Source organism: Chryseobacterium limigenitum (assembly GCF_900114875.1).
GTDB lineage: Bacteria > Bacteroidota > Bacteroidia > Flavobacteriales > Weeksellaceae > Chryseobacterium > Chryseobacterium limigenitum.
This window is the reverse complement of the sequence record NZ_FPKW01000043.1, coordinates 1-7749: the sequence shown is the minus strand read 5'-3', so window position 1 is coordinate 7749 and position 7749 is coordinate 1. Positions and strand designations below refer to the sequence as shown.

The following is a 7749-nucleotide window of genomic DNA, read 5'->3' as shown; positions in this document are numbered from 1 at the left end:
CTTCAGAACAATATGAATGCCGATGAATATTTTGATGTAACCGAAATTACAGGAACGAAATATACCGACAACAAACCTCTTATCAACCTTACCGCTTTGATGGATGATTCTTTCGCCAATAAATTCAAAGGGTTGTTTTATGATGCCTATCCTGTTGACTTATTGACATTGGATAGAGCAGAAAACGAAGAAGATTTTGCAGGAATTCCTCCTGTAAAAGCATTCCCAGTATTCACATCATACTTACAATATTTAGGAAATGACAAAGGAAATGCATTCCTGAAGCAGACCTTCCCATACAAATACGATTTGTTCAGTTTCTACAAATCCGATTGGTACGAATTGGTTTCTAAATCCGCATCAAAATATGTAGGTGTACCAGCAAATGCAAGACCGCAGGTAATTAACAACTTGCTTCAATCTACTTACGGTATTATCCCAACCGTGAAATATAAAGTGAAGGCAAAATACATTTTACCGGGAGATAAAGCAGGTTCTGAAAAACAAATAGACTACGAGTTTAAATAATCTTAAACTTCAAGCTAAGAAAAACAGAATTTAAAAGCAGACAAACACAACAATATAAAACAGAATGATGAACCATTCCTACAACGATAAAATAAAATATAATCCATACAGCAGACCGAAATTTAAAAATTTCGGAATTAAAATCTGGGCATTAATGATGCTTATGTTTTTTGGCTTGCAATCTATTTCTGTGAAAGCACAGCAATACCCTGTAAAGTTAGTTCCTGTGGTAATTCCACCGTACAGTATGCGTTTGGGCGATTACGCTACTTCTACGGATAACAAATTACAGTTACAAGTGTTGATGACCGATTTGATGGAGCCGCAACACCAAACTGGCATCAAGTTCACTTTAGAAGCAGGATTAAACGCCGTTCCATTTGCAAGAAGCAATGATTTTATCGTAGGGATGAATCCTTTTCTTCTGTATCCCGGAAGTAATGTTACGCTTACCAATGTAGATCTAAGAGCTTTATTTGAATTACAGAATTTAGGAGGGATCAATGCCTCACAATATTCCCAACCTTTATCGGATGGTGTTTATCAGTTCTGTTTTCAGGCGTATGATTATTATACTAAAAATAATCTTTCATCTAAAACCTGTGCTACGGTATTTCTTACGCAGTATGATCCGCCAATGCTTAATCTTCCGCAAAATGCAGAGAAAGTACAGGCAATGTCTCCGTATGCTGGAGGAAGCGGAATCGTATTTCAGTGGATGCCGAGACAGATTGCTCCTAACACAAAATACATTTTCACGCTTAAAGAATTGTGGGATGCAGGACAGTCTCCAATTTCTGGGTTTTTATCTTCCCCACCACTTTGGCAGGAAGAAACTTACGCCCCGACATTGTATTATGGATTGGATAAAACCCAGCTCATTCCGGGGAAAAGATATGCTTGGCAGGTGCAGGCAAAAAGTGGAAATCCTGTTTTGGGAGCCAACCCTACAGAGGACAATGGTGTTTATAAAAATAACGGATTTTCTGAGATTTATTATTTCGATTATGTAGAAAATTGTACCATTCCTACACTTTTAATGGCAAAAAATGTAGGTAGAGGAAGAGTTGAAATCAGCTGGAGTCTCGGTGGGCAACCTGCAGGTCTGTATAATGTACAATACCGTAAAAAGAACAGCAATACGGAATGGATGACCCAACAAAGTTACCAGTCTCCGGCAACTCTTACAGGTTTGGAAGACCTTACGGAATACGAATACCGGGTAGGTTCTGTGTGTGGAAACATACAAGATTCTGGCAATGCGTATTCTTACAGCGCAATACAATATTTTACAACCAATGCCAATGATGTAGATAACAATTATCAGTGTGGAATAATGCCTGCAATTGATATTGCCAACAAGAATCCTTTACAGACGATGTTGGGCGTTAACGAAGTATTTACTGCAGGAGATTTCCCTGTTACGGTGCTTGCTGCTCAAGGAAGCAACGGTATTTACAGCGGTACAGGTTTTATACAAGTTCCTTATTTAGCCGATACCAAGGTAAAAGTAAGTTTCAATAATATTAAACTCAATACCGACAAGAAATTAATTGAAGGTGTTATTGAAACCACGTACGATCCGAATGAAACTGCGGTAAATTATGCATCTGCAGGAATTGGGGAAACATTTGGTGATGCTGGCGTGAAAGACGTTTTTGTTAATTTCCCAATTGGTAATATTACTTATTCTGCAACACCTCCTCCGGGAAAAATTACCATTACAGGCAGTGATGGGAATGGTGGAACCGGAAGTACAACCGAATATCCGGGTGGTAAAGATTACACCTTTACTGACTCTAACGGAGTTATTTGGACAGTGGATGAAAACGGAACTGTAACTAAGGGCGGAACGGTAGCACAAGGCGGAGCTTCTACCTCTACCAATACCGATGGCGTAACAGGAAGCGGAAACAATGCTACCATTAACCAATATACTGCAAAAGGTATTAAAATAGAGTGGAAGGAAAACGTAAACGGACAATTTGCTTACGATACTGCAGAAAAAACCAAGTTGCCAAAAGACAAATATCCATCGGTAAAAGATTCGGAGAATAATACTGCGTATGTTCCTTACAAAGCAACAGTCAATAAAAAAACTGAACTCTTTGATGCCAAAGTAAGCATTACCGACCCTACCTTGAAAGATGCGACCATCATCTTCAAAACATTAAGCATCGGTAAAGCAATTGAAGCTACAGAAATTAATAAAACCGATACAGAAAGAAACTATCAGTTAAAATTAATTGGTGCATTTGATTACGCTGAAGAGGAAGTGATTGCGGTATTAATGCCGAAAGACAGCACTTCAAAACAGAAAGTAATCAGCAGTTTCAGATTGGTACACTTGAGCCCGAAAACTGTAAATGTAAGTTTAGTACCATTGGATGCTAATTCTCAATCTAAACTTCAATTGCAAAGTGATAAGCTGACAGATATTTACAAAAAAATTGGAATTACTTTCAATGTTACGAAAGATCCTATTTTAGATGTCAGCAGTATTGTAAGCGGAGATACCATCAGCAGCGAAGATGCTGATTTGATGAGCACTTACAGTCCTCAACAGCAGCAGATAAATGCGCTTTATAAAGGAACGGGTTCTAGATATGTACTTTTTGTAACGGACAAAAAATCTTCTACCGGACAAAAAGGTTATATGCGCCTGAATGGGCAGTTTGGCTATATTTATAACAACGCACAAGACAAAACAGGAGCACACGAACTTGGACACGGCGTGTTTAAACTGGAACACCCGTGGAAAGACTACGGAACTACGCAAAGTGCAACTCCTCTATTGATGGATTACAGCACAGGAGAAGAATTGTCTCATCTAGATTGGAAGCAGATCAATGATCCTGCGTTTAAATTGTATGCGTTCCAAGGGCAAAGTAGTGGAGAGTTTGCAAATTATGTAATATCTCCTAATTACAGAATTGTTAGTTTGCCAAAACCAAATAGTTTGATCTATGAGGCTTGTGATTTTGATAATAATAAAAAAGGTCTCTTATATGGATTTAGTGAGAATAATAAAACATATTGTTGGAAAGAAGTTAATAATGTATATGATTATTATGAGAAGATAACAAATTCAAAATACCCAGGTGAGATAAAAACAATTTCGACTCCTAAAGATGGAGATAAGGTTACCTTATTCTTTGATATAACAAGACCTTGTCCCTCTAAAGAGCTAAATGTTGACTATTCCGAAATAGAGGGTAAACTTGATACAACAGCTCTTAATAAGTATATATCAGATAATACTGCAAAAGCTATAGATGTTCCTTGTGGTGAAGGTTCATATACATCCAGTTTCTTTGAAATTGATGATTTAGAAGTTCCTCCAGGAGCTACTGTAATTAGACAGGAAGGAGGTAAATTATCAGCTGAACAACTTAAAAAATCAGTAGATCAGCTTAATCAGCTAATTGTAAAAAATAATGCTGGTTATGCCTATAAAAAGGATATGTCCAATTCAGAATTGGGCAATATATCTGTAGGACAGGGTATTACAGCAGGTGGAGATAGATTTTATAAAGTAGATCATCGTTTGGTATATCTTTCAGAATTCTCTAAACAAAAGAATAACCCAGTAAATATCTATGTTGTCTATACCAAAGTAGATTTCCTTGTGAATGGTAACTGGAATGAATATGCTAAACAGGTTTATGAATCAAGTAATTTAAAAAATAAGAATGCGATCTTAATTACAGCGCCTTATTTTGAAGCGTCTGTAGATAGAAACGGAATAGATTTTTCTGTCCAACATTATATGCCTGGAGTATATGCTAAAGGCATAGATATTAATACTAATAATATTAATAAAATAAAAGCAACCAATGTTGCAATGGCAAATGGTGGTGGGAATATGTATCAGGCTATTTTCTCAGATAATGTTACTGATTTTATTGAGCAAGTATATAAGCAAACATATAAACCTTACAAAATACATCTTGGTACACGCTATGCAGACGGAACAATTTCTGCAGATATTGTAGAGAGTCAGGAAAATAAACCGGGATATAACTTCGTACACGGAGTTATGCTGAGGGAAAATAAAAATTATCAGGCTATACAGGATTTACCAATACCAAAAGCAGTTTATGTATCTGGAGGAACTGGTGGTGCTGGATACAGTGTTAATCCTAATTATGAAAAAGAATTATTAAAGTATGAGTTGGATAAAGCAGCTCTTCTACAACAAGCATTAGAAACTCCGGAATGGATATTAACAGAAAATTCTATAGAGTTTAAAGAAAAATATCTTACAGATGTTGTTGCTAATAAATATATTGTAGGATATGCGTATAGATCAGGTCTTAATAAATGGTCTCAGGATTTAGGAAATGTATATAAGGGTATTGTTGGAGAAGTACCAACTTATGAATTTGACAATACCTATAATAAAGATAATTGGAGTACCGTAGATCCTATAATATATGGTGCAATAGATGTTGCTGGAATTGGTTTGTCATTAGTAGGAGCCGATAGTATTACAGATGGTATAGGATTAATGTACGCCTTGAAGCGTGGAGATGTTGTCAACGCAAGTATATATACTGCTGCAATTGTTTTACCAATAATTGCTTCTGGAGAATTGAAACTAGCAAAGCTGGCTGCAGATAGCAAAGTCTTTTATAGAGGAGCAATCTATACATGGAAGCAAGAAGGTAAACTTGTATTGAGTAGCAATTCTTATGTAAGAGGTAGATTGTTGGAATTCTTTAAATTATCAGATAATGCAGTTACCCATGCAGAATTGGATGCTTTTACAGAAGCTTTCAAAAAAGGCAATGTTACTACCTCTGAGATTAAGAATATTTTGAATCAATCAGACCCAGTAATTAGAGCAGAAATGTTTGGTAAATTTTTATCTAATACAGGAGCTAAATATGGAATAAAAGAAATAAGCACAGAGGCTGGATTAATTGATTTATTACCAAATTTGCTTAAAAAAGAAGGATTGACAATGGATGATTTCCATTATATAATGCAAACTCCTGCAGATAAATTAAGTGCTACTGAATTATCTAAAATAACTAATATAAGAAATGCCATTGCTAAACCTACTGAAAGTACGTTAATGCAAAAAGTAATGCCAAAATCGGCAATAGAAAATTATCTGAAAGAAGTAAATCCATATACAACTGTAGGAGGATTTGTAACAAAAGCAGCAGATGCAAAACATTTAAAAAGTTATGAAGATCTGTATTTTGGATTAAGACTAGACTATGTAGATGATTCAGGTAAATTGTATAATTATGTGGAAGATGGTAGTTGTGGAGTGATAAGATTTCAATCAAAACAATCAAAAGATGCTATTGTACCAGCGGGTGCTGCAGCAACAGAAAAGTACCCTTTTACCAATCACGGTTTCACTTCTGGAAATCATGGGAGATTAGGTGCTCCTGAATGGAAATTGAATGGGTATAATAATTATTTTGATGACGGAGCAGAACTCTGGGAAGTTTATAATGACGGTAGTGAGGTTTTAAGAGCAGTATATAGTAAAAGTAAAAATAGATTCGTCAAAAAATGATAAGAAATGATTTATATGCAAAATATATAGGAATTGATTGTAGATTTTGGGAAATAGGAGAGAATCTCTATATGTTGCAAACAGACTATAATGAAAAATTAATAGTTGATGGATTCAAAAGATATAATGATATAGAGTTAAAAGATAAAATCTATAAGGAAGTTATATTGAATGATATTGAAAGTGCATTTCAGGTTAGTACTTATTGCTCTTACAAAGGCTATAAGCACTTTATAGATGCTATATTGAATAATGGACTCTATAGAATTTGGCCACTTGAAGAAGCTCAAATCCATTTTAAAGATTTTGCACGTCATGGTTACGATCCAGTTTACGAAGTTGATAAAAAAGAAATAGAAGAAATCTGGGAAGAACGAACACCAATAGAAGGTTTTAAGTTTGATACAGAACCAATTGTATATTTGAAGAGAAGAAATTAGTATGATCTTAAAAAAAACAAACATTTTAAATATTGACTCACAGTGGAAGACTTTAAATATATTTCTGATAATTACTCTAAAATGAATAATGAACAACTTCTTAATTTATGGAGTGAAATCATTCCAATATTAAAACTAGAGCTTGAAAAACGGAAAATTGATTTTGAAGAGACAATTGATATATCAAAACAATCAGTAGAAAATAGACCTTCCGAGTTAAATCTAGTCAACAAAAATATAGAAAAGCAAAATAACTTTAAAAAGAACGTTGTTGCTGATATTGAATATTATATTGAGAGAAATCAAAGTAAAAATTTTATTATTAAAAAAGTAAGTGATAAACACAATATTGGTAGTGAGTATATCGAAAATATATTTTCAGAATTCAGAGGAAAAGGTAGAATATTTATTTTATTGGGATTAGTTTTTTTGATTGCAACAATAATAAGATTAGTCATTTTATCAAATACAAATTATAATTATTCATATAGTCCTCCGATTTTACCCGATTTGCTGTATTTCTTAATATTTGCAGTAATATCATCTTATCTACTCTTCAAAGGCATTCAAATAAGAAAAAAATATAAATAAGAGTACAGAAGCTAAAAGACGATATAAAGAATTATATAAAATATAACAATAAAAAAACAACAGAAGATGAAAATAAAATTAGTCCTTGTTGCGACAATGTTCGCAAGCGTTTCCGTATTCTCACAAGAAGTAAAAGTCAAGAAAGGCGAAATCCAAATTGATGGAAAATCGGTTGCCAAAATTGACAAAGAGAAAAACAATTACACGATAAGCGATTTGTCGGGTAAAGCACTATTTACAGCTACCATTACCAATGAAACCCCATTAAAAAATACAGTTTCCAAATATTGGATGCAGCTTACTGGCAGCAATGGCGTTGTAAAAGAACTGGAATTAATTGACAAAACCAGCTTTTCTTTCGGATTTGAAAAACCCATTACACAAAATCTTACCAAAAGCGAGAATCCTCTATTACCGGCTTCCGGAATAGATGAAAACAAAATCAACAGCTTTTTCCAGACAGAAGACAGAAGTATTTCCAAATCCGAAGATAATAGGATAGAAGAATACAAAGAGATCAACCGTTCAGAAGATGCTTTGGCAGCCGACAACAAGATTTTGATTAGCAATGTAGGGATCATTAGTGCCAACAACGAGAAGATAGGCTACATTGTTCGCAAAGTAACAGGAAAAGATATGGTGCAGCAATTTCTT

At 34.5% G+C, this 7749-nt stretch carries 3 protein-coding genes and 2 pseudogenes; all 5 read left to right on the top strand.

Features of this window, described 5'->3' with window-relative positions:
• Positions 1-528, top strand: a pseudogene (locus BT156_RS21495) (hypothetical protein); the annotation flags it as partial.
• Between the two features lie 64 nt (positions 529-592).
• Entirely contained in the window at positions 593-6064 is a 5472-nt protein-coding gene (locus BT156_RS21825) for a fibronectin type III domain-containing protein (RefSeq protein WP_083582446.1), read from the top strand.
• Positions 6061-6504, top strand: a complete 444-nt coding sequence (locus BT156_RS21480) for a hypothetical protein (protein ID WP_072412962.1) — start codon at positions 6061-6063, stop codon at positions 6502-6504. The genes BT156_RS21825 and BT156_RS21480 overlap by 4 nt, the downstream gene beginning before the upstream one ends.
• Positions 6505-6585: 81 nt before the next feature.
• Positions 6586-7095, top strand: coding sequence for a hypothetical protein (locus BT156_RS21475; protein ID WP_072412961.1), 510 nt, complete (start codon positions 6586-6588; stop codon positions 7093-7095).
• A gap of 66 nt (positions 7096-7161) precedes the next feature.
• Positions 7162-7749, top strand: a pseudogene (locus BT156_RS21470) (hypothetical protein); the annotation flags it as partial.

Excerpts from the sequence above, each read along its gene's own strand:
- BT156_RS21480 (WP_072412962.1), top strand. The coding sequence starts at position 6,061 with ATGATAAGAAATGATTTATATGCAAAATATATAGGAATTGATTGTAGA.
- BT156_RS21475 (WP_072412961.1), top strand. The coding sequence starts at position 6,586 with ATGAATAATGAACAACTTCTTAATTTATGGAGTGAAATCATTCCAATA.
- BT156_RS21825 (WP_083582446.1), top strand. The coding sequence starts at position 593 with ATGATGAACCATTCCTACAACGATAAAATAAAATATAATCCATACAGC.